The organism is Ruegeria sp. CDSA241, from assembly GCF_059611265.1.
Genome location: NZ_JBXWPF010000002.1, coordinates 76,362 through 102,514, shown reverse-complemented (window position 1 = coordinate 102,514; position 26,153 = coordinate 76,362). Strand labels below are relative to the sequence as shown.

Sequence of the window (26,153 nt, the reverse complement as noted above, 5' to 3'; positions counted from 1 at the left end):
TGATGCCCTCTTCCTCGCATACCATGCCCGAAAGAGGGCCCCAGCATGTCGCGATCATCATGGATGGTAATGGTCGCTGGGCGCAGGCCCGCGGGCGACCTCGTCTGTTTGGCCACCACGCCGGGGCAAGACGTGTGCGCGATGTGGTCGAGGCCTGCCCGAGGCTTGGTATTAAATATCTGACTGTTTTTGCGTTTTCGACCGAGAACTGGAAACGCACTCAGGTCGAAGTTGCCGGTCTGATGAGCTTGTTTCGGCGCTATATTATCAAGGAAACCCGGACGCTCCGAGACTCGGGTGTTCGGGTGCGTTTCATCGGTGACAGGGTCAGGTTGGATGCCAAACTGATCGAATTGATGGATACGCTTGAGGCCGAGACCGAGGGAAATGATCTGGTTCACCTTACCATTGCGTTGAACTATGGCGGTCGGGATGAAGTCGCGCGGGCTACCAAACGTCTGGCCCAGGATGTCGCTGACGGGCGCTTACATCCTGATGATGTAGACGAAGAAACGCTGCCGAAATATCTGGACACACATGTTCTTCCCGATCCTGATCTGGTGATCCGAACCAGCGGCGAGGCGCGTATTTCCAATTTTCTGTTATGGCAATCCGCCTATTCGGAATACGAATTCATCGACACGCTCTGGCCAGACTTCACTGCGGCAGAGCTTGAGCGCCTGTGCCGGAGCTATGGCAGCCGCGACCGACGGTTCGGAGCTGTACCGGCATGAGTGACGGGCGCTGGTCCGACCTGACTGCCCGCGTATTGTCGGCGGGTGTCCTTGTTGCCGTTGGCGCTGTCGAGGTCTGGCTGGGCGGTCTGTGGTTCGAAGCCTTCATTTCCATTGCTTGCGGGCTGATGACCTGGGAACTGGTCCGTATGATTGACCCGGGCAGGAAAGCTGTTGCGATCCAGCTTGCCATATTGACCGGTTTTGCGGTGGTGCTGAGTTACCATCTTCCGGCACTCTACAAACTTCCCTTCTTGCTTGCTCCGGCACTGGTCGGGGCAGGGCAGGTCAGCCGGTACCGGGGTATCTATACCCTATTTGCGCTGTGGATCGCGGCCGCGGGACTGGGCTTTATCTCAATCCGGACGAATATGGGATTTGTCTGGATGGTCTGGCTAATATCGGTCGTCGTTGCTACGGATGTCGCCGGATATTTCGTCGGAAAGGCATTGGGTGGGCCAAAATTCTGGCCACGAGTCAGCCCGAAAAAGACGTGGTCGGGAACAGCGGGAGGCTGGGTAGCGGCTGCCATTGTTGGCTTAGCCTTTGCGGCTTACGGCGGCTTCGGAACTTGGTTCATCGTGATCTCGGTTCTGGCGTCAATGGCCAGCCAGGCCGGCGATATTGTCGAAAGCGCGGCCAAACGAAAATTCGGCGTCAAGGACAGTTCGAACCTGATTCCCGGCCATGGCGGCTTCCTTGATCGATTCGATGGGATGATGGGGGCCGCTCTGTTCGTTCTGCTTGTGGGGCTGATTTATTCCCCCGGAGCCATGTGATGCGCAAAATCTCTGTTTTTGGCGCGACGGGTTCTATTGGGCAAAACACGATAGATCTGATTGACCGAAATCCATCAGCGTATGATGTTGTCGCCCTGACCGGTGGAGCCAATATCGAACAACTTGCGCGTGACGCCAAACGTTTGAAGGCGGATATCGCGATTACAGCCCACCCAGACCGGCTTGAGGACCTGCGAGCGGCCTTGGCCGGTTCTGATGTCGAGGTCGCCGCCGGCGCGAATGCTCTGGCCGAAGCTGCGGCGCGACCGGCTGACTGGGTCATGTCTGCCATCGTTGGGGCTGCGGGGTTGCAACCAGGGCTGACGGCGCTTGAACAGGGCGCGACGCTGGCTTTGGCGAATAAAGAAACGCTTGTCTGCGCGGGTTCTTTGGTTCTGGATACTGCCCGAAAGCACAATGCCCGATTGCTACCGGTGGACAGCGAACATTCTGCCGTTTTTCAGGCTCTGGTCGGTGAAGATATGGCATCGGTCGAGCGTATCATCATCACTGCCAGCGGCGGCGCCTTCCGGGATTGGCCACTGAGCAAATTGGCCTCGGCCACGGTTGAGCAGGCCTCGAGCCACCCAAACTGGAATATGGGGCAGCGGATCACGATTGATAGCGCTTCGATGTTCAACAAGGCGCTCGAGGTGATCGAAACACGCGAATTCTTCGGCATTTCCCCGGATATGATCGAAGTGATCGTGCATCCTGAATCCATCGTTCATGCGATGGTCGGGTTTAACGATGGCGCGGTTATGGCCCATATGGGCGCGCCAGATATGCGCCACGCGATCGGATATGCCCTGAATTGGCCAAAACGTCAGACCCTTCCGGTCGAAAGGCTGAACCTTGCAAAGCTGGGACAGTTGCGATTTCAGGAACCAGACGAAAACCGATATCCGGCTTTGCGGTTAGCACGCGAAGTCATGGAGCGGGGCGGGCTGTCCGGAGCGGTTTTCAACGGAGCCAAAGAATGTGCACTCGACCATTTCATTGCAGGTCGCATTGGTTTCCTTGATATGGCAGACATCGTGGCCGCCGTCTTGGATCGTTTCGATGCACAGGACAACCATATTGACGCCCCAATGACCCTTGATAACGTGCTGCAAACCGACCATCTGGCACGTATATGGGTCGATAACGCCGTTGCGCAACGAGCAGGAAAATAAATTGGACGTACTCTCACTGATCCCACAGTTCGGCAATTTGATTTACACCATATTCGCCTTTGTGATCGCGTTATCCGCCATCGTAGCCGTACATGAATACGGGCATTACATTGTTGGCCGTTGGTCCGGCATCTACGCCGAAGTGTTCTCAATCGGTTTCGGTCCCGTACTCTGGAGCCGTATCGACAAAAGAGGAACGCGCTGGCAGATCGCAGCGCTTCCATTCGGCGGGTATGTCAAGTTTCTGGGTGATGCCAATGCAGCATCCGGCAAAGACGAAGCCGCAATGTCTGAAATTTCCGAGCAAAGCCCGGAGGAGCTGCGCCGCACGATGCATGGCGCGCCACTTTGGGCCAGGACGGCAACTGTTGCGGCAGGGCCAATCTTTAATTTCGCAATGTCGATACTGGTCTTTGCCCTAATTTTCTTTACTCAAGGCGCAACCAGAGACCCTCTGACCGTTGGGTCTCTGCATCCTCTGCCCGGGACAGTGCAAGAGCTGCGTGAAGGTGATGAAATCCACGCGATTGCAGGTATTGACCTGCCAGATTTCGAGCAAGAAGGATCGTGGAGCGAGTTCGTAGACTCTTTGCCCGTTGACCCCGTTCTTGATTACACAGTTCTTCGTGACGGTGACACATTGGACGTTTCCGCACCTTGGCTGTTCCCCCCTCTGATACAACAGGTTGTTCCGCGCAGCGCAGCAATGGATATCAGCCTGGCACAAGGGGATGTCATAACAGCGGTTAATGGCGACCCGGTTTATGCCTTTGAACAGCTCAAGGACCATGTGGAAAGCTCTGATGGGCGGCCACTGCTGTTGAATGTCTGGCGTGACGGAGCGGAACTGGAGTTTGCCCTGGCTCCACGCCGCACGGATGAGCCGCAGTCTGATGGTGGTTTTGTAACGCATTGGAGGATCGGGATCGTCGGCGGCATGATGCTAGAACCTGCAACCGAAAGGGCGGGCATCCTGACATCTCTTGGCGGCGGTGTGCGACAAACATTGCGTATCATTGACGGGTCTCTTTCAGGTATCTGGCACATGGTGACCGGAGCGATCAGCACCTGTAACATGTCCGGCCCGATCGGAATCGCCGAAACCTCGGGTGCGATGGCCAGCCAGGGGGCGCAGAACTTCATCTTCTTTATCGCTGTTCTGTCAACTGCTGTCGGTTTGCTAAACCTGTTTCCGATTCCGGCTTTGGATGGGGGACACTTGGTATTTTACGCATATGAGGCCATCTCTGGGAAACCACCCAGCGACAAAGCGCTGCGGATTCTGATGGGCATCGGAGTGTCAATCATTCTGGCTCTGATGCTGTTTTCCGTCTCAAATGACCTGTTCTGTTGATTTGGGCAGAGCTTGCACAATCTAGTCGCAATTCCGCCCCAATTCCCTCATAGGATGTGTTCGTTTCATAATTTTGTCTGTCAGAGGCGATCATGGCGAATGCTATCAAAAAATCATATCGCAGCTTTAGCTTCCTGCTTGCGCTGAACTGGGACTCGATCTTGTTTTTCGGCGCGACTGCGTTGGCTATGGGTGGATGCGCTTATCTGATCACCATGTGATTCTGTTCCTTTCTTTTTATTTGCTGAACAGCGGCCCAATGGGCCGCTTTCTGTTTTTCGGCTTTTGACAAGGCCAGACAATCCCGTTACTCAGCTTTAAAGTCTTAAAATTCTGGGTAGAGAAAAATATGACCGACAGGCGAGGCGCAGGCACATCCTGCGGGGGGCAAAAGCCGGTAAACAAGATTTTGTGGCAGGCCCTAACATTCTTTTTCTTATTTGCCACAGTTAGTTTGCTGTCACTGCCGCAGGCTGCTCAGGCGCAAAGCTACACCATCAACTCGTTCGAAGTTGAGGGGAACAGGCGCATCGAGACATCGACAATCATTGCACGTTCGGGAATCGAACCTGGGCAGACGGTGACAGCTGGACAACTCAACGATGCCTTCCAACGGCTGCTTGACAGTGGTGTTTTTGAAACAGTCGATTTGACCCCTCGTGGCAGCACTTTGGTCATCAAAGTTCAGGAATATCCGACGATCAACCAGATCAGCATCGAGGGTAACAAGAGGCTCAAGGATGAGCTGTTGCTCAATGCCGTTTCGTCTCAACCCCGCCGGGTCTTTACGCCTCAGGTCGCTGAAGCTGACGCAGACATGATTGCCGAAATCTATTTGGCTCAAGGACGTGTTGCAGCAACCGTCATCCCTAGAATCATCCGCCGCAGCGACAATCGGGTAGACCTCGTTTTTGAAATCTCCGAAGGTACGACGATCGAGGTTGAGCGCGTAAGCTTTGTTGGCAACCGGGCTTATTCCGACCGGCGTCTGCGCCGTGTGCTTGAAACCAAGCAAGCCAATTTCCTGCGCACGTTCCTGCGGGGCGATACTTTTATCGCTGACCGGATCGAGTTCGACAAACAAGTCATCCGTGATTTCTACTTGTCGCGTGGCTATGTCGATTTCCGCGTCAACAGCGCCAATGTTGAATTCACACGTGAGCGCGACGCGTTTTTCCTGGTGATGAATGTAACCGAAGGTCAGAAATTCTCATTCGGCAAGATCACCACCGTAAGCGAAATACCCGGTGTTGATGCGGCAGAGTATCAGGCCGCACTCAAGATCAAGCCGGGTGTCACCTATTCTCCTTCACTGGTCGAAAACTCTATCGCCAGGCAAGAGCGTCTGGGCATTCGGCAAGGGGTGGACTTTCTGCGGGTTGAGCCGCGCGTAACGCGCAATGCACGTGATTTGACGCTGGATGTTGAATTCGTTCTGACCAAAGGACCGCGCATCTTTGTCGAGCGTATCGACATCGAGGGCAACACCACAACGCTTGACCGCGTGATCCGTCGTCAATTCGACACCGTCGAGGGTGACCCGTTCAACCCGCGAGAAATTCGGCAGGCGGCTGAACGTATCCGGGCATTGGGCTATTTCGCCGTCGCTGATGTTGAACCGCGCGAGGGTTCGACGCCCAGCCAAGTGATCGTGGATGTCGACGTCGAAGAACAGCCAACAGGCTCGCTCAGCCTCGGTGGTAGCTACTCGATCTCTGACGGTTTCGGCATTGCAATCGGCCTAAGTGAGTCAAACTTCCTAGGCCGTGGACAGACCGTCGGGGTTACGATTTCGACCGCACAGGATTCAGAAGAGTACTCCCTGAATTTCACCGAACCCTATCTTTTGGGCCGCAAACTTCGCTTTGATCTTGGTCTGGGTTTGGCGTCGACCGACTCCAGTTTTGCCAGCTATAACACCGAGCGTGTGTTCTTTAACCCTCAGTTGAGCTATGCGATCGGAGAGCTTTCTTCGTTGCGCGTTCGCTATGCCTGGGAAAACAGCGAGATGAAACAGCAGGACAACGAGGCAAACGGCGCGGTCATCGCCTCTGAGATTGATCAGGGTGAACGCACGACAAGTTCTCTGGGTGTGTCCTATGTATATGACAGCCGCCTTGGTGGGCTTAACCCCAATGCCGGTGTTCTGTTTGAGGTTGGCCTGGATGCCGCTGGGCTGGGTGGGGACAACAAGTTCTACAAAACCAGCGCACGCGGGATTGCCCAAACACGCGTTCTGAGTGAAGAAGTCGTTCTTCGTGCATCGCTTGAAATGGGTGCAATGCACTGGACCGGCAACGATTTCAGCCGGACGCTGGATCGCTTTGTGTTGGGCCCCAATAAATTCCGCGGGTTCGAGCCAGCCGGTTTGGGGCCACGGGATCTGTCAAATGGTCAGGATGACGCTATCGGCGGGAATTACTATTGGGTCGCGCGTCTGGAATCGGACTTTCCTCTGGGCCTGCCCGAAGAATTGGGCCTGCGCGGAGGCGTGTTCTATGATTTCGGTAACCTGTACAATATCGACGATGTAAACACTTCGGGTGCCAACATTGTCGGTGCGGATGGGTCTATCCGTCATGTTCTGGGTGTTGCAGTCCTATGGGAAACACCGTTTGGACCGCTGCGCTTTAACTTTTCGCAAGCGCTCAAGAAAGAGGACTTTGACAAGGAACAGAATTTCGACCTGACCATTCAGGCGAGGTTCTGATCTCGGATGCGAGGTAGTCTTCGAACCTATATGCAGGGCCCCATTCGGGCCCTGTGTCTTTTTCTGACCTTAACCCTGGCAGGACCGGTTACCGGACAGCAGCTTGGCGTGACACAAGCCAGCGTCCTAACAATCTCCAGCGAACGGTTGTTTTCTGACTCGGCGTTTGGACGTCGCATTCTCAGTGAGATCGAAGCAGAAGGGGCTCTGCTGGCTGCCGAGAACGAGCGGATCGTTGCAGAGCTCAGCGCGGAGGAGAAGGACCTCACCGAAAAGCGCGCCTCTCTGTCTGCTGAAGAATTTCGTCCCCTCGCAGAGGCGTTCGACAGAAAGGTTCAGAACCACCGAGAAGGGCAGCGCGCCAAGCTTGATGCCCTTGCGCGTCGCAGTGAAGATGCACGACAGATGTTTTTTGAACTCGCCCGCCCAGTATTGATCGATCTTTTGCGCGAATCTGGCGCCTCGGTCATTATTCAACGCTCCAGCGTGTTTCTCAGTTCGGATCTGTCCGATGTGACAGATGCCGCCATCACCCGAATTGATACAGCCATTGGTGATGGAACAACACTTGACGAAGGTACAGGCGAATAGGTTTGCTTGCCCTCGGGTCGCGGTGTTGCTAACCACATTGAAAAGAGAAATCCAGAACAGGATATCAGAACTATGAGCACGGACACCAAAAGCGCCGACATTCAGCTGATTCAACGGATATTGCCGCACCGCTATCCGTTTCTGCTGGTCGACAAGGTGGTCGAGATTTCAGGCTATCAGTCAGCGGTCGGCATCAAGAACGTCACTATGAACGAGCCGCATTTCCAGGGCCATTTTCCTGGTACGCCGATCATGCCTGGTGTGACCATTGTTGAAGCAATGGCGCAGACCGCAGGTGTTATGCTTGGCGTTGGGATGGATGTCATCGACAGCGACTTGTTGATCTATTTCATGAATATCGACAAGTGCAAGTTCCGCCGCAAAGTCGTGCCCGGTGACGTGCTCGAGATGCATGTTGAAACTGTGCGCGGCAAGAAGGGTGGCAAGATTTTCAAGTTCTCTGGCAGGGCCACGGTTGATGGAGAGGTCGCAGCCGAAGCTGAGTTCTCAGCCTATGTTGATTGGGACATGGAAAAGACAACATGAGTGGCATTCACCCTAGCGCAATCATCGAAGACGGTGCTCAGATCGGAGAGGGCTGTGTCATCGGCCCTTTTTGTTTTGTTGGTTCAAGGGTGCGGTTGAAAGACCGGGTAGAACTGAAGTCGCATGTTGTTGTTACCGGTGACACCGAGGTGGATGAAGACACCATAATCTTCAATTTTTCGGTCATCGGTGAAATCCCGCAAGACCTTAAGTTCGGCGGTGAAGATACGCGGTTGGAAATTGGCAAACGAAACCGTATCCGTGAACATGTAACAGTGAATTCTGGAACAGACGGCGGTGGCGGTGTAACCCGGATTGGCGATGACTGTTTGCTGATGGCTGGTGTTCACGTGGCTCACGACGTTCAGATTGGCAATCGCGTGATCATGGTGAACCATTCTGGTGCCGCGGGACATTGCATTATCGAAGACGATGTTATCGTCGGTGGGATTTCGGGTTTGCATCAATGGGTTCGTGTGGGCCGAGGGGCGATTATCGGCGCGCTGACGATGGTGCCCAACGACGTGATTCCCTATGGGCTTGTTCAAGCGCCTCGCGGCGAGCTGGACGGCCTGAATCTTGTTGGCCTCAAACGGCGTGGTGTCGCACGAGCTGATATTTCAGCTTTACGCGCAGCGTTTCGCGAATTGTCCGATGGTGACGGAACTTTTATGGACCGCGCCAAGCGCTTGGGTGAAGATGCCGAAAGCGAATATGTCCGCGAAATCGTCAATTTCGTAACCGGCGATTCGGATCGGTCCTTTCTGACACCGAGGAAGTAACATCATGTTGGCACTGATCGCGGGAACAGGTGTGTTGCCGGACGAAGTGGTTTCCTGTCTGGCTGAACGGCCCTTGATCTGCGCGATGGAAGGCTTTGCCCCGGATACTCTGTCTGCTGACATCGTTTTCCCGCTGGAACAGCTTGGATCATTCATCGCGGATCTCAAAACCCGTGGCGTAACTGAAATCTGTATGGCCGGAGCGGTTCAACGTCCCGCCGTTGACCCGTCGCGCATTGATGCCGCGACGATGCCGTTGGTGCCTATTCTGGTGCAGGCGATTCAGTCCGGCGATGACGGCGCATTACGGGCTGTCATTGGGATATTCGAAAACTCAGGCCTGAATGTCCGTGCCGCGCATGAGATTGCGCCTGAACTGCTGCCTCCGCTTGGTTGTTTGACAGAGGCACAGCCCTCAGACGCGGATCGGGCAGATGCGGATCGGGCATCCGGTATCCTGCGTGCCATGGGGGCAGCTGATATCGGCCAGGCCTGTGCAGTTTCCAAAGGGCAGGCTTTGGCGATCGAAGGGATTTTTGGCACCGCATGGATGCTCGAGTCTCTGACTCAACGGCCCGATGCGGGGGGTGGGGTGCTTTTCAAGGGTCCAAAGCCCGATCAGGACTTTCGCGCGGATCTGCCAGCTATTGGACCCGAAACCATTTCCAGCGCCGTCGCAGCTGGTTTGTCCGGGATCGTGATCGAAAAAGGCGGGGTGCTTGTATTGCAGCGACAACGTGTAATTGCTGAGTGCGATCGCCTGGGTTTGTTCCTTTATGTGCGTGAGCGAACCAACTGATGCGGGTGTTTCTGGTCGCCGGCGAACCTTCGGGCGATCGATTGGGCGGCGCGTTGATGGAAGGGCTACGTGCCCTTGTCCCAGATGTTACATTCGACGGGGTCGGCGGACCATTGATGCAGGCCCAGGGTCTGAACAGCCGCTTTCCGATGTCCGAATTGTCAGTGATGGGCCTGATTGAGGTATTGCCAAAATTCTTTCACCTCAAGCGCCGGATATCTGAGACAGCGCAGGCCGTGCTGGACACCAAACCTGACGTATTGATCACCATCGACAGTCCGGACTTCTCGTTGCGCGTTGCCAAGCTGGTCAAAGCGGCAAGCGATACTCGAACCGTCCACTATGTGGCCCCCAGCGTTTGGGCGTGGCGACCGGGGCGTGCGGATAAGATGGCCAAGGTCATCGACCATGTGCTGGCGTTGCTTCCGTTTGAGCCGCCCTATATGGAACGCGCCGGGATGGAATGCGATTTTGTTGGCCATCCGGTTGCAAGCGAACCCATCGCCTCAGATCGCGATATCCAGGAGTTTCGCGCCGCCTATGATCTTGGGGATGCTCCGCTGGTTCTTGCCTTGCCGGGGTCGCGCAAGGGTGAGGTTGACCGTCTGGCCCCTGTATTTGGTCAGGCCCTGGGGCAATTCCTAGCCGACCGGCCGGGTACGCGGGTTATTGTTCCGGCGGTTGCACATATGGTCGAGGCCGTAACCGAACATCTGCAGACATGGCCAGGCAATCCCGTCGTGATCGACCCGCGCAATGTTCCGACCGAAGAGGCGGTTCAGCAGAAACGCGCAGCTTTTGCCGCAGCGGACCTTGCTCTGGCGGCATCGGGTACCGTGTCGCTTGAACTTGCAGCCCAAGCAACACCCATGGTGATTGCCTACCGCCTCAGCTGGCTGACCCAGAAACTGGCAGTACGTATGGTCAATCTGGACACGGTTACATTGGTCAATCTTGTCTCGGAAACGCGTTCCATCCCGGAATGCCTGCTGGATGACTGCCTGCCGGACAAGATTGCCGTAGCGCTACGAGAGGTCGCCCTGAAACCTGACGCGCAGCGCAGCGCGATGGATCTGACAATGGAACGCCTGGGCCGTGGCGGCGACGCCCCTGGTTTCAGAGCTGCAAAGGCCGTGTTGGCCAGAATGCCGTCCTGATGGCCGAGTTCATCCTCTTTGGTTTTTCGGCCTTTCTGGCATTGATACTGACCAATCTGGATAATCTTGCCGCCTTGGTGGCGCTGATCTTGGTGTCAGGGGACAAGCGGGCCGTCTTTGGCTTTCTGTTCGCACAGGGCTTGGTGATTTCGGCGTCCTTGCTGTTCGCCATGGGGATCGAGGGCGTGATACCGGGCTGGGCCGGGTATCTGGGGATGATCCCGCTGACACTGGGCTGTCTGGCCGCCATCCGCCAATGGCGCGGGCAGGGCGCCGATACACCGGCGCATCTCGAAGCCGGAGCGTCAATTTTGGTGACAACCTTACTGTTTACCAGCCTGTCGATGGACACTTTGGCCGTTCTGGCGCCGTTATTGGCGGATTCAACGCTAGGCTTTCGGATCGCCGGAGCCTTCGGCGCAGGGCTTGCCGTGGTAGGATTGGCCACGCTGGCGCTGCTGGGCGCCAAATCTCCGCTCATCAGTGGTCGCATCGCGCGCAAGCTTGAGATGCTTGTTCCTTACGTGATGATCTGCGCTGGTCTTTATATTCTCAGCAACTCGTGGACCGACGCAGTTTAGTATCCGCGCCAAATCCAACCGCCGCCGAAGATGCGGCTGCCTTCGGATGCATAGAAGACACAGGCCTGACCGGGCGACACACCTTCTTCCGGGGTCAGCAACTCGACCTCGGCCGTGGTTTCCGAAAGTGGGCGGATGATGGCCTCACGCGGGGGGCGGGTCGAGCGAACCTTGACCAGGACGTGCCATTCATCGCGTGACGTAAACGGCTCATCGCCCAGCCAGTTGATCTCACGCACCGGAATGGTGCGGGTGGCCAACATTTCTTTGGGGCCAACCACAACCTGTTTCTTGTCGACATCCAGCTTCACCACGTAAAGCGGGTCGCTGAGGCCTCCGATACCAAGCCCGCGGCGCTGACCAATGGTATAGTGGATTACCCCGTTATGCTGGGCCAGCACACGACCATCCGCATGAACGATCTCACCCGGTTCCGCCGCGCCGGGGCGCAGCTTTTCGATTACGCTGGCATAGTTGCCGTTGGGCACGAAACAGATGTCCTGACTGTCGGGCTTGTCGGCAACAGCCAGCCCATATTGCGCAGCCATTTCGCGCGTTGCATCCTTGGAGGGCAGGTGGCCCAGTGGAAAGCGCAGGAAATCCAGCTGTTCCGGGGTCGTCGAGAACAGGAAATAGGATTGATCGCGGTTGGCATCCTCGGCGCTGTGCAATTCCGGCCCGTTGGGGCCTGTCTTGCGCTGAATATAGTGGCCGGTGGCCATGCAATCAGCCTCAAGATCCTTGGCGGTTTCCAGCAGGTCCTTGAATTTCACCCGTTCGTTACAGCGAATGCAGGGAACCGGCGTCGCACCGGCCAGATAGCTGTCGGCGAATTCGTCGATCACGGCGTCCTTGAAGATGTTCTCATAATCCAGAACGTAATGCGGAAACCCGCGTTCCTCGGCCACGCGGCGCGCATCGTGAATGTCGATACCCGCACAGCAGGCCCCCTTTTTGGCCAAGGCAGCACCGTGGTCGTACAGTTGCAGGGTGACGCCGATGACGTCATACCCCTGATCCGCCAAATGCGCGGCCACGACCGAGCTGTCCACGCCTCCGGACATGGCAACAACCACCCGTGTTTCAGACGGGGGCTTGGCAAAGCCAAGAGAGTTCAGCGGTGTCTCGGTGTCGAGGGCCATGACGGTTCCAGTACGGGTTAAGAAAGACCGGCAGAATATAGGAAAATTCTAGATACTCTCAAGGGGCGGTTTCACAACACATTAAGTAGCATGGTGTCAGCTTTGTCGCAGCACGAAGAGGACCGAAAGATGTATTTGCACAAAGTAGAGGGGCCCAGGTCGGTAACCCTGCCGGATGGAACGGTTTTATCCCGGGCTGATCTGCCGCCAAAAGAGACAACCCGCTGGGTGGCATCCCGTAAGGCGATTGTAGTCCGTGGCGTTCTTTACGGATTGATTACGCTTTCGGAAGCCAAAAACCAATATGGCCTCAGCGACGAAGAATTTAATTCCTGGGTTTCTGCGGTCGCAGAACACGGAACGGACGCATTAAAGGTCACTACGATAAAAAAATATCGACAACCTAAAGGAGAGCGTGAATAAATGATTCAACGGTAACGTCAGATTAACCATTTTTGAGCAGGCTCGATTTTAATTGGTAAATTGAGCTGAATTGGAGCAGTAAATGCGTATACTTCTTGTCGAGGATGATCCAACCACGTCCAAAAGCATCGAACTGATGCTGACACATGCCAATCTGAACGTATATGCGACAGATTTAGGCGAAGAAGGGATCGACCTCGCAAAACTTTACGATTACGACCTGATCCTCCTTGATCTCAACCTTCCGGATATGAACGGGCATGAAGTGCTGCGCCAGTTGCGGGTTGCGCGGGTGGAAACGCCGATCCTGATCCTGTCGGGGGCCGACGATACAGAAAGTAAAATTAAAGGCTTCGGATTTGGTGCTGACGATTATCTGACCAAACCATTCCATAGAGAAGAATTGGTTGCACGTATCCACGCCATTATTCGCCGCTCAAAAGGGCATTCTCAATCCATAATCCACACCGGGCGCGTTGCAGTGAATCTGGATGCGAAAACCGTCGAAGTGGAAGGCAAGGCCGTTCACCTGACCGGCAAAGAATATCAAATGCTCGAACTTCTGAGCCTTCGAAAGGGAACAACCCTGACCAAAGAGATGTTCCTTAACCATCTCTATGGGGGAATGGATGAGCCCGAATTGAAGATCATTGACGTCTTTATCTGCAAATTGCGCAAAAAACTTAGCAATGCCACCGACGGCGCAAATTATATCGAGACCGTCTGGGGCAGGGGATATGTGTTGCGCGATCCTCAGAAAAACAGCGTCGACGAACCTCGCATTGCGGTTGGCGCCTAGGCGCGCAAGTTTTACGTCGCCAAGGGTCCGGGGCGACACCCTCGTTCACTGAACAGCACGTCTGGACCTAGCCATGCCCTCGCCCTATCACTGAACTCCAAGAACAGTTGACGGGGCGAGGGCATGAGCAATTCTATTTCTGTATCAGACCTGACGGAAGATCAGGCACGCAATGAACTGGCGCGGCTGGCTGGGCTTTTACATCATGCGAACTCATTGTATCACCAGAAAGACGCCCCCGAGATTTCTGATGCCGACTATGATGCGCTGAAACTCAGAAACTCAGAAATCGAGTCGCGATTTCCGCAACTCAAGCGATCTGACAGCCCATCGGATATCGTTGGTGCCCGCCCCGCCGATGGGTTCTCCAAGATTTCACATGCCGTGCGCATGCTGTCTTTGGGCAACGCTTTTCATGACGAGGACGTCTCTGATTTCGATCGGTCTGTCCGAAAATATCTAGGGTTGGATGACGAGACGGGATTGAGCTATACGGCTGAGCCCAAGATCGACGGTCTCTCCCTTTCGCTTCGGTATGAGAGGGGTAGGCTTGTCCATGCGGCCACACGGGGAGACGGAGAAGTCGGGGAAAATGTTACCGCAAATGCGCTAACCATATCGGATATTCCACAGGCAATCACCGGCGCACCAGACATCCTTGAGGTTCGCGGCGAGGTCTATATGTCTCACGACGACTTTGATCGTCTAAATGAGAGCCAGTCCAAGAAAGGCGAAAAAACCTTCGCCAACCCGCGAAATGCCGCCGCAGGATCCCTTCGTCAGTTGGATTCCGCAATTACCCGTTCTCGTCCCCTCAAGTTTTTTGCTTATGCCTGGGGGGAGCTGTCTGAGCCTCTGGCAAGCACCCAATACGAAGCCATACAGCGCCTGAAGGAATTCGGATTTTCAACCAACCCGCTAACCCGTTTATGCACGGATACAAAGCAGATTCTGGATCACTATCGCAGCATCGAGCTGCAGCGTGCGACGCTTGGATATGACATTGATGGTGTGGTCTACAAGGTAAACGATCTTGCGCTGCAATCACGGCTTGGGTTCCGGTCCAGCACACCCCGCTGGGCAATTGCGCATAAATTTCCGGCCGAGCTTGCCTGGACCCGTCTTGAAGCGATCGACATTCAGGTTGGCCGCACCGGCGCGCTGAGCCCGGTGGCCAGGCTGCATCCGGTTACTGTCGGCGGTGTGGTCGTGTCGAATGCAACGTTGCACAACGAAGATTACATTTCTGGTAAAGACGCAAAAGGCGGCGAGATACGCGAAGGCAAAGACATTCGGATCGGCGACTGGGTTCAGGTTTATCGCGCCGGCGATGTGATCCCGAAGGTTGCCGATGTCGACATTTCGAAACGCCCGGATGATGCCGAAAAGTTCATCTTCCCGGAAAAATGCCCTGAATGTCACAGCGATGCGATCCGCGAGGAAGGTGACGCGGTCCGTCGCTGTACCGGCGGCGTTATCTGCCCTGCGCAAGCCGTTGAGAAATTGAAGCATTTCGTCTCACGCAAGGCCTTTGATATCGAAGGGTTTGGAGCAAAGCAGATTGAAATGTTCTATGACGATCCCGATCTGCCAGTTCGGACCCCCGCTGATATTTTTACTCTGAAACAACGAGATAGTGCGAATCTGAACAGGCTGGCTAATCGCAAGGGATGGGGGACGCAGAGCGCCGCCAATCTGTGGCAAGCGATTGATGAAAAACGAGTTATTCCACTGAGTCGGTTGCTGTTTGCACTGGGCATTCGACATGTCGGCGAGGCAGCGTCGAACCTAATCGCAACGCATTACGGATCATGGGATGAGCTGGAAAAAGCGGTTACCATAGCGCATAGTCAGACCGGGTCAGAATGGGATGAGCTGCTGAACGTTGACGGTGTTGGTGAGGTTATGGCCCGCGCATTGGTTTCAGCCTTCGCCCAACCTGCTGAACGGCAGAGCATCGACGATCTTGTGGCGCAGCTTGATGTCCAAGACGCGAAACGGCCCGATACCTCGGGCAGCCCTGTTGCGGGGAAGACAGTGGTTTTTACGGGAACGCTTGAAAAGATGACCCGCGCCGAAGCTAAAGCACGTGCCGAGGCACTGGGTGCTAAAGTGTCGGGGTCAGTGAGCAAAAAGACCGATCTTTTGGTTGCAGGACCGGGCGCTGGATCAAAGGCGAAAAAGGCGGCTGAACTTGGGATCGAGACGCTCGACGAAGATGGCTGGTTGCAGCTGATCGACGGCAAATGAGCGGTCGTCCCGAATCTCTGTTCCCGCTGTTTTCGCGGCTGGAAACGCTTGACGGCGTGGGGCCGAAAACGGCTCAGGTCTTGGCGCAGTCAGGTGTCGAGACCCCGCGCGACGTCTTGTTCGGGCTGCCATATGCGGTGATTGATCGGCGCAGGCGCGATACCATTCAAGGCGTCGATTTGCCCTCGACGCTGACCGTAGAAGTCACCGTTGGCATCCATCGCCCCCCTAGAAACAAGGGCGGTGCTTATCGTGTCCATGTTGAAGACAGCCAGACTGAATTTCAGTTGGTGTTCTTTCATGCCCGCGGCGACTACTTGCAAAAAGTGCTCCCTCAGGGCGCGCGCAGGGTGATTTCTGGCAAGATCGAGCTTTTCGACGGCATCGCTCAGATGGTTCACCCGGATCACATGCTGCCGCCTGCGGACGCAAAGGATATCCCTGAGTTTGAGCCTGTCTATCATTTGACCCAGGGGCTGACCCAGAAAACTGCCTTCAAGGCCGCGCGTAGCGCGGTTACACTTGCGCCGGAATTGACGGAATGGATTGATCCCGCGCAGGTCGCAAAAGAGAACTGGCCAGACTGGTTGAGCGCTGTACAAGCAGCGCATAATCCGCAGGGTGCGGATGATGTAGCGTCTTTTTCTCCAGCGCATGAGCGTTTGGCCTATGATGAGCTGTTCGCGCATCAACTGACGTTGGCATTAGCCCGCCAAAGAGAGCGCAGGGTCAAGGGGATCGCCAGCGCTGGTACGGGCAAGCTGCAATCCCGTGTGTTGTCGAACCTGCCATACAAGCCCACCAACGCCCAACAGCGCGCAATTCAAGAGATCGCAGGGGATATGGCCTCCGATACGCGCATGAACAGATTGCTTCAGGGGGATGTTGGGTCCGGCAAGACTCTGGTTGCGTTCATGGCACTACTGGTCGCGGTCGAGGCGGGCGGGCAGGGCGTCATGATGGCCCCAACCGAGATACTCGCTCAGCAGCATCTGGAAGGGTTGCGCCCCCTCGCCGAAGAGGCGGGCGTGGTTCTGGAAATCCTGACCGGTCGTGACAAGGGGGCGGATCGGCGTGCCAAGCTGTTGGCGCTTCAACGGGGGGATATTCACATTTTGGTGGGCACTCACGCCGTATTTCAAAGCGATGTCGCGTTTCAGGAATTACGGCTGGCAATCGTCGACGAACAGCACCGATTTGGGGTCCGTCAACGCATGGAGCTTTCGGAAAAAGGCAAGGGAGCAGATGTTCTGGTCATGACCGCAACGCCGATCCCACGCAGTCTGGCCCTGACTCAATACGGTGACATGGACGTGTCCGTACTTGATGAAAAGCCGCCGGGGCGAAAACCTGTCAAAACAGCGGTTGTGAGCACTGAACGGATTCAAGAAGTCGTCTCGCATCTGCAAAAAGCTATTGCTGAGGGCCGCCAGTGCTATTGGGTCTGCCCGCTTGTCGATGAATCCGAAGTATCGGATCTGACCGCTGCCGAGGAACGGTTCAAAAGGCTGCGTGCCATTTTGGGGGACGGGGTCGTAGGGCTGGTTCACGGCCAAATGCCGCCCGCCGACAAAGACGCTGCGATGAAGGCATTTCAGCAGGGGCAAACCAAAGTTCTGGTGGCGACCACGGTAATCGAGGTTGGCGTGAATGTTCCAAATGCCTCGATCATGGTTATCGAAAGGGCCGAGATTTTTGGCCTGGCGCAGCTGCATCAGCTTCGCGGTCGTGTTGGGCGAGGCGAGGCAGATTCGACATGTCTGCTGATGTATCAGCCACCCCTCGGCGAAGGGGGGCGCAAAAGGCTGGAAGTTCTGCGCGAAACCGAAGACGGGTTCAAAATCTCTGAGACAGACCTGCAAATGCGCGGAGCGGGCGATCTGATCGGTACTGCGCAGTCAGGTCTGCCGAAGTTCCGTATCGCCGATTTGGAAAGGCAGGCCGGTTTGATGGCAGTTGCGCAGTCTGACGCAAGGGCTCTGCTGGGCGTGGACGCCAAACTTGAAACGAAAAGGGGCAAGGCGGCTCGTGTTCTTTTGTGGCTGATGAAACAGGATCAGGCAATCCGTTTGATATCAGTTGGTTAGACGAAAACAGGAACATTAGTTCACAAATGTTCTCAAAAAGTTCTTTACCAAGACAGCAAAATATGAGAACAAAAGGTCAACAAAGGATTAAAACCCTGACCGGAGGAACCTATATGCTGACCCAGATCAAGACCACCCTAAATCGTTCCCAGTCGACGCTGCTGCAGGACGCAGCAGGTGCGGTTGCACTGGTGGTCATACTTATGGTCGCACTTCATCTTCCCGGAACGTATTAAGTCTTTCTGCCTGCGATCTCATGCCGATCACGCCGCGCTTGTCATCCCCATTTCAATCAAGGGTGACCTGCCTGTCCCAATACCCTTGAAGGGCCATGCCTCGGCCCCGCGCGGATATCCGGACCCCACATGAGAAACGCATTACCTGCCGCCGCCCTTTCCGCCCGAAAGGTGCGGCGGTTTTTTTTAGAGCTGACCGGTTTTCATAATTTCCAACAACGCCGACAGAACCGAGTTCACTGCGACCGATGCCAGGATCATCCCCATGACACGGCTGATGATGGCGGCGCCTGAATGGCCGATCAGCCGAATGATCGGCTCGGCCAGCAACATCAGGACAAAGGCAATCGCAACAACCGACAGCATGACCAAAGCCGTGATCCCCTGATCAGCAACACTGTACCTGTTGTTATCGGTCAAGATGACGATGGCCAGCATCGCACCTGGTGAGGCAAGCGAGGGGACGGCAAGAGGAAAGATCGCTGGGTTGTGTTTGTGGAGTTCGTCTTTGATGTCGTCCTCGGCAGCGCGCTGCTCGACTTCCTGTTTGGGCTCGCCAAAAATCATGGTCAGCGCGAACAGGAAAAGGATAATGCCGCCAGCGACTTGAAAAGAGTTCAGGCCGATATCCAGCGCCTCGATCAGCAGTTGCCCGAAGACCAGGAAAAACAATAGAATCCCGGCGCTTATAAGCGAGGCCACAAGCGCCATCTTACGGCGTGCGGCGGCCCCAAGCCCTGCGGTAACAGCGATGAAGACCGGGATTGTTCCAATCGGATCAATAACAACCCAAAGCGTGACAAAATGCTCAAGTAAACCGTTCAAAACTGGAATTCCCTTCGTTTATTCCGAAAGGCTATAACGTTTCGCCCGTCAAAACCATGTTTAGGCGCAATTTGCACGTTCCGCCTGTTCAAATGCCTCTGCGGTTGCATCAAGAACCAGCAGGATCGAGGCATGACGGTTCTTATATTCCCGTGCGGGCATCAAAACCTCTAGCCCATCAAATGGGGCCTCGGGTGCCGATCCATCCTTTTTCAGCATCGCGGACAGTTGCTCGCGCGCCTTTTCGACCTGGGCACGCGTTGTTCCGACGATTGCCCCGCCAACAACCGAAGCGGAGGCCTGTCCCAAAGCGCAGGCTTTCACGTCCTGACCGAACTCTGAAATTCTGCCATCCTGAACTTTGACATCAACCGTGATGGTCGACCCGCATAGGGGCGAGCGTTTTTTCACCGTAGCGTCAGCGTCATCAAGCCGGCTTAGATGTGGAATGTCAGCAGCAAGGGCCAGAATTCGGCCAGAGTATAGCTTTATCAGGTCATTCTCGCCGGACATGGCTTTCCCTCGTTGAATGTTCCCAATACATAGTGGCCATCCACCGGGATGCAAAAGGTTTTTGTCATGTCTTCCTCAGTCGCGTTCGATGCATCGAGTTTGAAATTCAACGAGGCCGGGCTGATTCCGGCCATCGTTCAGGACGAAAATACGGGCGAGGTATTAATGATGGCCTGGATGAACCAGAGCGCCATTGAAAAGACGCTTGAAACCAGACGCGTTACCTATTGGTCCCGCTCGCGCCAGTCATTCTGGATCAAGGGCGAAAGCTCGGGCCATGTGCAGGAATTGGTTGATCTCCGCGTGGATTGCGACCGGGATTGCCTGCTTGTCTTTGTGCGCCAGACCGGTCCGGCCTGCCACACCAACCGTCGGTCGTGCTTTTACACAGCGGTCAGAGACGGGGACGAGGTCGAACTCATGGCCCCCATGGCCTGATCGGTCAAAGCCCGACCATCGCCCGAATATCTTCGGGCGTCGCCCCTTCGTCGCGAAACTTGGCAATGGCACGCGCATCGTCGCGTTTAGCCAGCCGTTTGCCGGCCTGATCGCGTATCAGGCGATGATGCAGGTAGATGGGTGTCGGCAAATTCAACAACGCCTGCAGCAGAACGTGGATACGTGTGGCTTCGAACAGATCCTGACCACGAACCACATGCGTAACTTTTTGTGCAGCGTCATCCAGAACGACCGACAAGTGATACGACGTGCCCATATCCCGGCGCGACAGAACGACATCACCAACCGTTTCCAGCATCTCGGCCTTGGTAAACCGGACCCTGCCAGATTCCGCGCCCGGGCCTTCTCCTATCTCTTGAAACGATGCGGTGTTATTATCGTTCTGAAACAGACTTCTAGCTTGTTCTATTGCTGTCGCCATATCCAATCGCAACGGAACATCCAGCGGGCGTGGCTGTTCTGTTGAACCCTGCTGTTTCCAGCGCACACGACATGTTCCCGGATAGATAAGACCGTCCGGACCATGAAGCGGGGCTCCTTCCTGGGGAGCGCTGGCCGCGTTGGCGATGTCTTTTCGGTTGCAGCGGCACGGGTACAGCAGCCCCCGCGACCACAGATCGTCTAGCGCGGCATCATAGGCGGCAGCTCGTGTGGATTGGTACAGCACCGGTTCAGGCCAAGACAGGCCAAGCCAGTGCAAATCATCGTAAATCTGGGTTTCCCATGCCGGGCGCGAGCGAGATCGGTCGATGTCCTCGATCCTCAGCAAAAACTGGCCATTCTTCGACTTTGCAAAATCATGTGCCAAAATCGCCGAATAAGCGTGGCCAAGATGCAGCGGTCCTGTAGGTGATGGTGCAAATCTGGTTACTAAAGTCACACTTTTTCAACAATATAAACGTCAGACTTCATGTCCATTCCCGGAAGGTGCGGGCCGTATTCGCGGAACAGCAATCGTGCCGCGCCCATATCCAGCCAATCGCTGAGGCGAACGGTGTAGCTGTGATCTTCAAGCGTATGATCATTAAAGGAAAAAGCAATAAGGCCGCCTGACGGTAACGCGTTGATGAGCATATCCAAAGTCTCAGGTGGTGCGGCACCCACGCCGATGACCCCGATTGCGGTGATGACCTTATACGCGCCAGACTGCAGCGGGCTGGGATCTGCGATGTCAAAGCTGATCAGGTTGCGATAAACCCCCTTTGCCAGAGCGCCCTCTAACATCTGCGGGGTGGGGTCTATTCCATCGACGACCTCAAATCCTACCGCGTTCAGTGCGACACCCGACAGACCGGTACCGCAGCCATAGTCCAGAATTGGGGTTTTGGGCTCGGGCAGTTGCGACCAGAGAGCCCGGGCGATACGTCCCGGGGTCGCATAACCGTTTGACCCAACCTCATCATCATAAGACGAGGCCCATTTTTGATAATGTGCTTTGGTCGCCTGAGGCGAATCCAGCCCATAGACATCCTTTAGGAATTTATCGCTCATACCGATATGTTAGGACGTCGGGGCCGGACCCGTCCAGTCACCAATGCGCCAACCACTTGGTCCATTCTTCCTTGGCCCGGTCAGTATAGGCCTTGTAGCGGTCTTTTCGGCCACGCCGACCGCCTTTTAACCCATCGACAGGACGGAACAGACCGAAATTCACGTTCATTGGCTGGAATGTCTTTGCCTCGGCACCGCCAGTGATGTGGTGGATCAAAGCGCCCATGGCACTGTCCTGCGGAACTTCGGGAACGGTACGGCCCAACATCTCGGCAGCAGCCAGACGTCCGGCCAAAAGACCCATCGCGGCGCTTTCCACATAACCTTCAACACCGGTAATCTGACCAGCGAACCTGATATTGGGCTTTGATTTCAGCCGCATCTGGGAATCCAGCAATGTCGGAGAATTGATGAACGTATTGCGATGAATACCGCCCAGCCGCGCAAAACTGGCATTCTCCAACCCAGGAATCATGCGGAATACATCGGTTTGGGCTCCGTATTTCATCTTGGTCTGAAAACCGACGATATTGAACAATGTTCCCAGGGCGTTATCCCGGCGCAGTTGAACCACCGCGTGAGGCTTTACCTCGGGCTGATGCGGGTTCGTCAGGCCGACCGGCTTCATCGGTCCGTGGCGCAACGTTTCACGACCGCGCTCGGACATAACCTCTATCGGAAGACAGCCATCGAAATAGCCTGCGGTCTCTCCTTCATGGAACTCGGTCTTGTCGGCGGCCAGCAGGGCGTCGATGAAGGCGTCGTACTGTTCTCGGTCCATCGGACAATTCAGGTAAGCGGTGCGTTCTTCTTCGGTCTCACCCTTGTCATACCGAGATTGCATCCAAGCTTTGCTCATGTCGATGCTGTCTGCATATACGATTGGTGCAATGGCATCAAAGAACGCCAACGACTCGGCGCTGGTTTCCGCGCGGATTGCTTCTCCCAATCCAGCAGACGTCAGAGGGCCGGTGGCAAATATCCATTGGCCGTCAGAGGGCAGGGCGGTCACTTCTTCGCCAGTGATTTCGACAAGGGGGTGAGCCTTTAACTTGGCCGTCACAGATTCCGCAAACGGATCGCGATCCACAGCCAATGCGCCCCCGGCCGGCAGTCGGTGCGCATCTGCCGTTTTCAAGATCAACCCTTCGGCCTCGCGCATTTCCCAATGCAGCAGTCCAACGGCGTTCTGTTCGTCATCATCCGACCGGAATGAGTTCGAGCAGACCATCTCGGCCAAGTTGCCGGTCTGATGCGCAAAAGTTCCGACTTTTGGGCGCATTTCGTGAATCACGACCTCGACGCCCATTTCCGCCGCCTGCCAGGCAGCCTCGGACCCGGCCATGCCGCCGCCCACGATATGCAATTTCTGTGTCATAAGCTGCCACATAGGGCACAGAAGATCGCAACGCAACACAGCAGCGATGGCGCACGGGAAATCATGTTTTCAAGGGATTTTTGGGGTCGCCGATGCGGGAATGTCTGCGCCAGTGAGAGAAACCAGCTCGGAGGGACCTTCCGCCCACGGCGACCCAAAAAGTGTTCAAGGCCTTAGCCTCGTCTCAGCATTGCCACAGTAACGCCCATTTGAAAAGTCCAAAAATGGCGACATTGCGGAAAAATATGCATGACAAATTCCTTATTGGCTCCAATTTGGATCTCTTTTTCCGATAAATGCAGATATTCCTTCTTCGGTATCCCGATGCATCATATTCTGAGCCATTACCTCGCCGGTATAGGAATAGGCCTGATCCAATGGCATATCCAACTGGCGGTAGAAGGCCTGTTTTCCGACTTTCACGGCAGATCCCAGTTTGGAGGCAAGCTGCTCGGCCAGTGAAACAGCCTCATGCTCCAACAGCATTTCTGGCACCACGCGATTGACAAGACCCAGCTCAGCAGCTCGTGACGCCGGAATGAAATCTCCGGTCGTCAACATCTCGAAGGCGTGTTTGCGTGGAATGTTTCGGCTAAGAGCAACCATTGGAGTCGAACAGAACAGCCCGATATTCACACCGTTTACGCCAAACCGCGTCCCTTCGGCAGCTACAGCAAGATCGCAGGTTGCAACCAACTGGCATCCGGCCGCCGTAGCAATGCCGTGCACCTGGGCAATTACCGGCTGCGGAAGCGACTGAATCGAAAGCATCATTTTCGCACAGCGATTGAATAGGTCCTGGAAATAGGCTTTGCCGCCGTCTTCAGATTGGCGCCCAGCTGTCATCTGTTTCAGATCATGACCCGCACAAAAAGCTTTGCCTTTACCAGAAAGGATCACCGCCCGGATGGAACTGTCTTCGCGCAGAGTATCAAGTTCAGTCTGCAGTGCAGCCAGCATTTCGTCACTTAGGGCGTTGAGTCGGTCTGGCGCATTCATTGTAAGCCTAGCCACGGCGTCTGCGTCATTTCGTTCCAGAATTCCCATCTTGCCCTCCGATCTGATGTGAGGCCAACTCTAGGTCGGCAAATCCAGGAGGGGAAGTATGTCATTGGCAATGAATCGGGAGGAACTGGAGGATTATATGAGCCAAATCTTCCCCCAGGTCAGTCAGGATTATTCGGTCCGGGATCTGACCGAAGAGTCCATCGTCATGAGACTTGCCGTTGGCGATCGTCATTTGCGCCCCGGTGGGACCGTCTCGGGGCCGTCTATGTTTGGATTAGCTGATGTAAGCGTTTACGCACTGATCCTGGCGCGCAGGGGCCAGCAGTCTCTGGCCGTGACAACCGGTTGTTCAATGGACTTCATGCGTAAACCAGATGGAAATGCAGATTTGATTGCGCGCTGCACCTTGCTGAAGCTAGGAAAAACCCTTGCCGTAGGTGACGTTCTAATATTTTCGGAAGGGTCAGACAAACCCGTCGCACGCGCAACGATGACCTATTCTTTACCACCAGAGGGGTCAGCTGCGGCAGCTTTTGGGTGAAAAAATGGCCGGGATAAACCCGGCCAAGGAAGAGGTCCCATATAGGGACTGGGGATTACCTAGCCCTGCCAAAAAGGGCGTTCGATCTCTCGTCTGGCCTGATAATTAGTCAGGCCCACATCCTTCAGCAGCCTGTCATCGAGATTGGACAAGTTAATTCGGCTGCGGCGTTGCCGCTCCCATTTTGTGACCGTCGCCGCAAACCGCACGGCCAGTGCGGCAATCAGCGGCAGCCGGGGGCTGTCGTTAAGCGCTATCAGGGCGGGGTTGTGCATTGCGCGTGTCATCTTGGAGTTCCTTTCAAATTGTATTGACACAAACGTAATATGTTCGGTATGAACACTTGATACATTCAGAATTGTGCTGCAATCAAAGGAAGAATTGTAATGGATACAATTTGGCCAGAGTCACTGCCTAAATCCAAAGGGCCAAAATATACACTGGTCGCCGATACAATTCGAAAAGCTATAGATAACAATCTTTTGGAAGTCGGTACAAAGCTGCCGCCGGTACGGGAACTTGCCTATAGGTTACAAATCACACCGGGCACCGTTGCGCGCGCCTATACAATACTCACAGACGAAGGTCTGCTCAGCGCCGAAGTAGGACGTGGTACATTTGTGGCCCCGCCCAAGGCGCCTCTGCTCGATGATGTCTGGGCTCGGCAACTTCATCTCAGAGATGACAAATATGAAGCCAATGTCAGCCTGTTCAGCCCAAGGCTCGCCGATATGGGGCAGGTGGCCCTGATCCGCGAATGTATGCAGAAAGTGGCACAATCCGATCCACGCCTGTTTATGAACTATCCAACCCGCGATGCGTATAAACCTATGCGACAGGCTGTTGTAGATTGGCTTTCCGATTTGCCATTGGGACCAATTTCGCAGGACGATATCGTTCTGACCCACGGCGGACAAAACGGCCTTTGCCTTGTATTTCAGACAATATTACGCGGACCAAAGCCGATCGTTCTGGTTGAGGATCTGTCATACGCGGGGTTCCGACGCGCCGGTGAGTTGATGCGTGCAGAGGTCGTTGGCGTAAAGATGGACAAATGGGGCGTGGATCCCAACGCTATGGAGCATGTCCTTCGCCAGTCGGCGGCGCAGGCCATATGTGTCTCACCCGAGGTTCAAAATCCGACCGGCTCACATACGCCACTGGAACGCCGCAAAGAAGTTGTGGAAATCGCGCGGCGGTTTGGCGTCCAGATAATCGAAGACGACTGCTACCGCATGGGTGATGCAAGAGCGCCCAGCTATCGCGCCCTGGCGCCGGAAAGGGGATGGCATGTGTCGTCGATCTCGAAGATCTTGACGCCCGCACTGCGTGTCGGGTTTGCCATAGCGCCGCGCGAGCGCAGCGTTGATCTGCGCCGTTCAGCGGAATATGGCTATTTTGGCCTTGCTCAGCCGCTTGCCGAACTGGCGCGGCTGATGTTGTCTGATCCGCGGACGCGCCAAATCGCAAAAGATGTCCGGACCCGGATGGGGGAATATGTGCGCGTGGCCGTAAACGCCCTGGGTGGGTTCGACCTGAACTGGGCCTCAGATGTACCTTTTGTCTGGCTGAACTTGCCTTCTGGTTGGCGAGCGGCTGCGTTCAGCCGCGCAGCCGAGCGAGAGGGAATTCAACTGCGGTCTGCCGATGAGTTTGCTTTGCGTGACGGGCGCGCGCCCAATGCGGTGCGCATTGCCATGAACGGGCATGTATCGTTGGATCAATTCGAGGACGCAATGCAGCGTCTCAGGCGTTTGCTGGATAATCCACCCGAACAGATTTCGGTGTAAGGG

Annotated in this window: 28 protein-coding genes; 20 read left to right on the top strand and 8 right to left on the bottom strand. The window is 55.3% G+C overall.

What is annotated here, in order from left to right; genetic code table 11:
• The first annotated feature begins 2 nt into the window (after nucleotides 1–2).
• The 12 genes from uppS (at nucleotide 3) to AC2FJV_RS02535 (ending at nucleotide 11,208) form a co-directional block, all read left to right on the top strand.
• Entirely contained in the window at nucleotides 3–734 is a 732-nt protein-coding gene (uppS, locus tag AC2FJV_RS02590) for an undecaprenyl pyrophosphate synthase (RefSeq protein ID WP_271947031.1), read from the top strand.
• Nucleotides 731–1,513, top strand: a complete 783-nt coding sequence (locus AC2FJV_RS02585; RefSeq protein ID WP_281972132.1) for a phosphatidate cytidylyltransferase — start codon at nucleotides 731–733, stop codon at nucleotides 1,511–1,513. Before uppS ends, AC2FJV_RS02585 begins: the two co-directional genes overlap by 4 nt.
• The gene (gene dxr, locus AC2FJV_RS02580) at nucleotides 1,513–2,688 is read left to right on the top strand and encodes a 1-deoxy-D-xylulose-5-phosphate reductoisomerase (RefSeq protein WP_496695392.1); all 1,176 of its coding nucleotides are present in this window, start codon (nucleotides 1,513–1,515) and stop codon (nucleotides 2,686–2,688) included. Before AC2FJV_RS02585 ends, dxr begins: the two co-directional genes overlap by 1 nt.
• Before the next feature lies 1 nt (nucleotide 2,689).
• Nucleotides 2,690–4,042, top strand: coding sequence for an RIP metalloprotease RseP (gene rseP / locus AC2FJV_RS02575; RefSeq protein ID WP_496693192.1), 1,353 nt, complete (start codon nucleotides 2,690–2,692; stop codon nucleotides 4,040–4,042).
• 92 nt (nucleotides 4,043–4,134) lie between these two features.
• On the top strand, nucleotides 4,135–4,263 hold the full coding sequence (locus tag AC2FJV_RS02570; RefSeq protein WP_271947040.1) for a hypothetical protein: 129 nt from the start codon (nucleotides 4,135–4,137) through the stop codon (nucleotides 4,261–4,263).
• A gap of 128 nt (nucleotides 4,264–4,391) precedes the next feature.
• Complete coding sequence (gene bamA, locus AC2FJV_RS02565; protein ID WP_142633911.1) at nucleotides 4,392–6,752, top strand: outer membrane protein assembly factor BamA; 2,361 nt, start codon at nucleotides 4,392–4,394, stop codon at nucleotides 6,750–6,752.
• 108 nt (nucleotides 6,753–6,860) lie between these two features.
• Entirely contained in the window at nucleotides 6,861–7,343 is a 483-nt protein-coding gene (locus tag AC2FJV_RS02560) for an OmpH family outer membrane protein (protein ID WP_246097131.1), read from the top strand.
• 72 nt (nucleotides 7,344–7,415) lie between these two features.
• Complete coding sequence (gene fabZ, locus AC2FJV_RS02555) at nucleotides 7,416–7,889, top strand: 3-hydroxyacyl-ACP dehydratase FabZ (protein ID WP_496691266.1); 474 nt, start codon at nucleotides 7,416–7,418, stop codon at nucleotides 7,887–7,889.
• Nucleotides 7,886–8,671 (top strand): acyl-ACP--UDP-N-acetylglucosamine O-acyltransferase, encoded by a 786-nt coding sequence (gene lpxA, locus AC2FJV_RS02550; RefSeq protein ID WP_271947043.1) that lies wholly within the window; start codon nucleotides 7,886–7,888, stop codon nucleotides 8,669–8,671. Before fabZ ends, lpxA begins: the two co-directional genes overlap by 4 nt.
• 4 nt (nucleotides 8,672–8,675) lie before the next feature.
• Nucleotides 8,676–9,470 (top strand): LpxI family protein, encoded by a 795-nt coding sequence (locus tag AC2FJV_RS02545; RefSeq protein ID WP_496691265.1) that lies wholly within the window; start codon nucleotides 8,676–8,678, stop codon nucleotides 9,468–9,470.
• Nucleotides 9,470–10,627, top strand: a complete 1,158-nt coding sequence (lpxB, locus tag AC2FJV_RS02540) for a lipid-A-disaccharide synthase (protein WP_281994639.1) — start codon at nucleotides 9,470–9,472, stop codon at nucleotides 10,625–10,627. The genes AC2FJV_RS02545 and lpxB overlap by 1 nt, the downstream gene beginning before the upstream one ends.
• Nucleotides 10,627–11,208: a cadmium resistance transporter gene (locus AC2FJV_RS02535; RefSeq protein WP_281994638.1), complete on the top strand. Its 582-nt coding sequence runs from the start codon at nucleotides 10,627–10,629 to the stop codon at nucleotides 11,206–11,208. The genes lpxB and AC2FJV_RS02535 overlap by 1 nt, the downstream gene beginning before the upstream one ends.
• Here AC2FJV_RS02535 and mnmA read toward each other — a convergent pair.
• Nucleotides 11,205–12,350 carry a tRNA 2-thiouridine(34) synthase MnmA gene (mnmA, locus tag AC2FJV_RS02530; RefSeq protein WP_281994637.1) on the bottom strand — a complete coding sequence of 382 codons (1,146 nt, stop codon included), beginning with the start codon at nucleotides 12,348–12,350 and terminating at the stop codon, nucleotides 11,205–11,207. The two genes, AC2FJV_RS02535 and mnmA, sit on opposite strands and share 4 nt — an antisense overlap.
• Nucleotides 12,351–12,479: 129 nt before the next feature.
• On the opposite strand from mnmA, the gene sciP reads away from it, so the two are divergent.
• The 5 genes from sciP to AC2FJV_RS02505 all read left to right on the top strand — a co-directional run bounded on the left by sciP (nucleotide 12,480) and on the right by AC2FJV_RS02505 (nucleotide 18,145).
• Entirely contained in the window at nucleotides 12,480–12,773 is a 294-nt protein-coding gene (sciP, locus tag AC2FJV_RS02525) for a CtrA inhibitor SciP (protein ID WP_281972127.1), read from the top strand.
• A gap of 82 nt (nucleotides 12,774–12,855) precedes the next feature.
• On the top strand, nucleotides 12,856–13,572 hold the full coding sequence (gene ctrA / locus AC2FJV_RS02520; RefSeq protein ID WP_281972126.1) for a response regulator transcription factor CtrA: 717 nt from the start codon (nucleotides 12,856–12,858) through the stop codon (nucleotides 13,570–13,572).
• Between the two features lie 123 nt (nucleotides 13,573–13,695).
• Nucleotides 13,696–15,822 (top strand): NAD-dependent DNA ligase LigA, encoded by a 2,127-nt coding sequence (gene ligA, locus AC2FJV_RS02515; protein ID WP_496712508.1) that lies wholly within the window; start codon nucleotides 13,696–13,698, stop codon nucleotides 15,820–15,822.
• The gene (recG, locus tag AC2FJV_RS02510) at nucleotides 15,819–17,909 is read left to right on the top strand and encodes an ATP-dependent DNA helicase RecG (protein WP_496712504.1); all 2,091 of its coding nucleotides are present in this window, start codon (nucleotides 15,819–15,821) and stop codon (nucleotides 17,907–17,909) included. The genes ligA and recG overlap by 4 nt, the downstream gene beginning before the upstream one ends.
• Nucleotides 17,861–18,145, top strand: coding sequence for a hypothetical protein (locus tag AC2FJV_RS02505; RefSeq protein ID WP_496712500.1), 285 nt, complete (start codon nucleotides 17,861–17,863; stop codon nucleotides 18,143–18,145). Before recG ends, AC2FJV_RS02505 begins: the two co-directional genes overlap by 49 nt.
• Nucleotides 18,146–18,331: 186 nt before the next feature.
• Here the strand turns inward: AC2FJV_RS02505 and AC2FJV_RS02500 are convergent, their stop codons facing one another.
• Entirely contained in the window at nucleotides 18,332–18,970 is a 639-nt protein-coding gene (locus AC2FJV_RS02500) for a MarC family protein (protein ID WP_142633886.1), read from the bottom strand.
• Between the two features lie 60 nt (nucleotides 18,971–19,030).
• Nucleotides 19,031–19,483, bottom strand: coding sequence for an iron-sulfur cluster assembly scaffold protein (locus AC2FJV_RS02495; protein WP_142633884.1), 453 nt, complete (start codon nucleotides 19,481–19,483; stop codon nucleotides 19,031–19,033).
• 48 nt (nucleotides 19,484–19,531) lie between these two features.
• Between AC2FJV_RS02495 and hisI the strand changes: the two genes are divergently transcribed.
• On the top strand, nucleotides 19,532–19,921 hold the full coding sequence (gene hisI, locus AC2FJV_RS02490) for a phosphoribosyl-AMP cyclohydrolase (protein ID WP_496712495.1): 390 nt from the start codon (nucleotides 19,532–19,534) through the stop codon (nucleotides 19,919–19,921).
• Between the two features lie 4 nt (nucleotides 19,922–19,925).
• On the opposite strand, the gene gluQRS is transcribed toward hisI, so the two are convergent.
• The 4 genes from gluQRS to AC2FJV_RS02470 all read right to left on the bottom strand — a co-directional run bounded on the left by gluQRS (nucleotide 19,926) and on the right by AC2FJV_RS02470 (nucleotide 23,858).
• A complete protein-coding gene (gluQRS, locus tag AC2FJV_RS02485; protein ID WP_496712491.1) occupies nucleotides 19,926–20,822 on the bottom strand; it encodes a tRNA glutamyl-Q(34) synthetase GluQRS in 897 nt (298 codons plus the stop codon).
• A complete protein-coding gene (locus AC2FJV_RS02480; RefSeq protein WP_496712489.1) occupies nucleotides 20,819–21,433 on the bottom strand; it encodes a class I SAM-dependent DNA methyltransferase in 615 nt (204 codons plus the stop codon). The genes gluQRS and AC2FJV_RS02480 overlap by 4 nt, the downstream gene beginning before the upstream one ends.
• 37 nt (nucleotides 21,434–21,470) lie before the next feature.
• Complete coding sequence (trmFO, locus tag AC2FJV_RS02475; RefSeq protein WP_496712486.1) at nucleotides 21,471–22,811, bottom strand: methylenetetrahydrofolate--tRNA-(uracil(54)-C(5))-methyltransferase (FADH(2)-oxidizing) TrmFO; 1,341 nt, start codon at nucleotides 22,809–22,811, stop codon at nucleotides 21,471–21,473.
• A 261-nt stretch (nucleotides 22,812–23,072) separates the two neighbouring features.
• Entirely contained in the window at nucleotides 23,073–23,858 is a 786-nt protein-coding gene (locus AC2FJV_RS02470; RefSeq protein ID WP_142633874.1) for an enoyl-CoA hydratase, read from the bottom strand.
• 58 nt (nucleotides 23,859–23,916) lie between these two features.
• Here AC2FJV_RS02470 and AC2FJV_RS02465 point away from each other — a divergent pair, with 58 nt between their 5' ends.
• A complete protein-coding gene (locus tag AC2FJV_RS02465) occupies nucleotides 23,917–24,360 on the top strand; it encodes a PaaI family thioesterase (RefSeq protein ID WP_496712484.1) in 444 nt (147 codons plus the stop codon).
• A gap of 59 nt (nucleotides 24,361–24,419) precedes the next feature.
• Here AC2FJV_RS02465 and AC2FJV_RS02460 read toward each other — a convergent pair whose 3' ends face one another.
• Nucleotides 24,420–24,647, bottom strand: a complete 228-nt coding sequence (locus AC2FJV_RS02460; RefSeq protein WP_142633870.1) for a DUF1127 domain-containing protein — start codon at nucleotides 24,645–24,647, stop codon at nucleotides 24,420–24,422.
• A 99-nt stretch (nucleotides 24,648–24,746) separates the two neighbouring features.
• Between AC2FJV_RS02460 and AC2FJV_RS02455 the strand changes: the two genes are divergently transcribed.
• The gene (locus AC2FJV_RS02455; protein WP_496688042.1) at nucleotides 24,747–26,150 is read left to right on the top strand and encodes an aminotransferase-like domain-containing protein; all 1,404 of its coding nucleotides are present in this window, start codon (nucleotides 24,747–24,749) and stop codon (nucleotides 26,148–26,150) included.
• Nucleotides 26,151–26,153: the final 3 nt, after the last annotated feature.

Bases quoted from the DNA above. Each gene is read 5' to 3' on its own strand.
- AC2FJV_RS02495 (WP_142633884.1), bottom strand. From the start codon at position 19,483: ATGTCCGGCGAGAATGACCTGATAAAGCTATACTCTGGCCGAATTCTG.
- fabZ (WP_496691266.1), top strand. From the start codon at position 7,416: ATGAGCACGGACACCAAAAGCGCCGACATTCAGCTGATTCAACGGATA.
- AC2FJV_RS02480 (WP_496712489.1), bottom strand. From the start codon at position 21,433: ATGAGCGATAAATTCCTAAAGGATGTCTATGGGCTGGATTCGCCTCAG.
- ligA (WP_496712508.1), top strand. From the start codon at position 13,696: ATGAGCAATTCTATTTCTGTATCAGACCTGACGGAAGATCAGGCACGC.
- lpxB (WP_281994639.1), top strand. From the start codon at position 9,470: ATGCGGGTGTTTCTGGTCGCCGGCGAACCTTCGGGCGATCGATTGGGC.
- AC2FJV_RS02455 (WP_496688042.1), top strand. From the start codon at position 24,747: ATGGATACAATTTGGCCAGAGTCACTGCCTAAATCCAAAGGGCCAAAA.
- sciP (WP_281972127.1), top strand. From the start codon at position 12,480: ATGTATTTGCACAAAGTAGAGGGGCCCAGGTCGGTAACCCTGCCGGAT.
- AC2FJV_RS02570 (WP_271947040.1), top strand. From the start codon at position 4,135: ATGGCGAATGCTATCAAAAAATCATATCGCAGCTTTAGCTTCCTGCTT.
- recG (WP_496712504.1), top strand. From the start codon at position 15,819: ATGAGCGGTCGTCCCGAATCTCTGTTCCCGCTGTTTTCGCGGCTGGAA.
- uppS (WP_271947031.1), top strand. From the start codon at position 3: ATGCCCTCTTCCTCGCATACCATGCCCGAAAGAGGGCCCCAGCATGTC.
- mnmA (WP_281994637.1), bottom strand. From the start codon at position 12,350: ATGGCCCTCGACACCGAGACACCGCTGAACTCTCTTGGCTTTGCCAAG.
- AC2FJV_RS02465 (WP_496712484.1), top strand. From the start codon at position 23,917: ATGTCATTGGCAATGAATCGGGAGGAACTGGAGGATTATATGAGCCAA.
- AC2FJV_RS02545 (WP_496691265.1), top strand. From the start codon at position 8,676: ATGTTGGCACTGATCGCGGGAACAGGTGTGTTGCCGGACGAAGTGGTT.
- lpxA (WP_271947043.1), top strand. From the start codon at position 7,886: ATGAGTGGCATTCACCCTAGCGCAATCATCGAAGACGGTGCTCAGATC.
- AC2FJV_RS02460 (WP_142633870.1), bottom strand. From the start codon at position 24,647: ATGACACGCGCAATGCACAACCCCGCCCTGATAGCGCTTAACGACAGC.
- AC2FJV_RS02585 (WP_281972132.1), top strand. From the start codon at position 731: ATGAGTGACGGGCGCTGGTCCGACCTGACTGCCCGCGTATTGTCGGCG.
- ctrA (WP_281972126.1), top strand. From the start codon at position 12,856: ATGCGTATACTTCTTGTCGAGGATGATCCAACCACGTCCAAAAGCATC.
- dxr (WP_496695392.1), top strand. From the start codon at position 1,513: ATGCGCAAAATCTCTGTTTTTGGCGCGACGGGTTCTATTGGGCAAAAC.
- AC2FJV_RS02535 (WP_281994638.1), top strand. From the start codon at position 10,627: ATGGCCGAGTTCATCCTCTTTGGTTTTTCGGCCTTTCTGGCATTGATA.
- hisI (WP_496712495.1), top strand. From the start codon at position 19,532: ATGCAAAAGGTTTTTGTCATGTCTTCCTCAGTCGCGTTCGATGCATCG.
- AC2FJV_RS02470 (WP_142633874.1), bottom strand. From the start codon at position 23,858: ATGGGAATTCTGGAACGAAATGACGCAGACGCCGTGGCTAGGCTTACA.
- trmFO (WP_496712486.1), bottom strand. From the start codon at position 22,811: ATGACACAGAAATTGCATATCGTGGGCGGCGGCATGGCCGGGTCCGAG.
- bamA (WP_142633911.1), top strand. From the start codon at position 4,392: ATGACCGACAGGCGAGGCGCAGGCACATCCTGCGGGGGGCAAAAGCCG.